Source organism: Rhizobacter sp. P3_B12 (assembly GCF_056402895.1).
The window spans coordinates 1-1,249 of the sequence record NZ_JBFUGN010001379.1 but is presented as its reverse complement, the minus strand read 5'-3'; the positions used below and the strand labels follow the sequence as shown (position 1 = coordinate 1,249).

The 1,249-nt window shown below is 73.6% G+C and carries 1 protein-coding gene; it reads right to left on the bottom strand.

The genetic code is table 11. The annotated features are described in order from the left end of the window. Window positions 1-1,249 (bottom strand): sensor histidine kinase (locus tag AC1D01_RS35405; RefSeq protein ID WP_477874304.1); only part of this gene is annotated, 1,249 nt, incomplete at both ends.

Here is a 1,249-nt window from a genome sequence, read left to right as displayed (position 1 = left end):
CGCTCGCATCGGGCGACAGCGTGTCGCCGGTGACGAACAGGAAGCGCTGCGCCAGTTCCGGCTGCCGCGCCGACGCGGCCCGCCACAGCGCCGCACCGTCCATGTCGGGCATGCGCAGGTCGGACACCACCGCATCGAAGCGCGCCGCATCCAGCAGCTCCAGCGCGACCGCGCCGGACAGCGCCGTCGCCACCGCATAGCCGGCACGCTCGAGCATGTCGCGCAGCAGCTCGGCCAGCTCGGGCTCGTCGTCGACCACCAGCACCTGCGCCAGCGCCGGCACCTCGGTGGGCGGCGGCACCGGTTCCTCGGGCACCGGTTCGGCCTCGCCGCTCAGCGGCAGGCTCAGGCGGAACGACGCGCCCTGCGCCGTCGACTCGAGCACCAGGTCGCCGCCATGCTCGCGCRCCACCGAGCGCGACACCGACAGCCCGAGCCCGGTGCCCAGCCCCTCCGGCTTGGTGGTGAAGAAGGTCTCGAACAGCCGCACGCGCACCTCGGGCGCCACGCCCGGGCCGGTGTCGACGACGCGCAGCCACACGCGCGGCTCGCGGTCGGTGCGGCGCTGCTCGACGCCGGTGCTGATGTGGATGCGCCGCTCGCCGGTCGTCAGCGACAGCGCCTGCTGCGCATTGACCATCAGGTTCAGCACGATCTGCGAGATCTGGTCGCCGTCGCCCATCACGCCCGGCAGCTGCGGCATCAGGTCGAGCTGCAGCGCGACGTTGTGGCTGCGGTAGGTGTAGCCCAGCAGGTCGGCCGACGCGCGCACCAGGTCGTTCAGCAGCACCACGCCGCGTTGCGACGGGCGGCTGCGCGCCATGTYSAGGAAGGTGCGCACGATGCGCCCGCAGCGCTCGGCSGCCTCGCGGATGCGCWGCACGTCGKSCTKCAGGTCGGGCCGGTCCTCGCATTTCTCCTCSAGCAGSSTGGCGCGCCCCATCACGATCGCGAGCGGGTTGTTCAGCTCGTGCGCGACGCCGGCCAGCAGGCTGCCCATCGCGGTSAGCYKCTCGCCCTGGCGCAGSGCCTCGCGCTGGCGCTCGATCTCSCGCGCSGCGYCRTGGCGCTCGGACACGTCGRCGATCGACGCGGTGTAGAACGCGGTGCCGCCGACATCGCTGCGCCACAGCACCATCTCGATCGGGAACTCGCTGCCGTCGGCGCGCAGCGCGTGCAGCTCCATGCGCTTGCCGAGCACGTGCGGCGGCCCGCCCGCCTGCATGCGGCGCAGGCCCGCCTCGTGCGC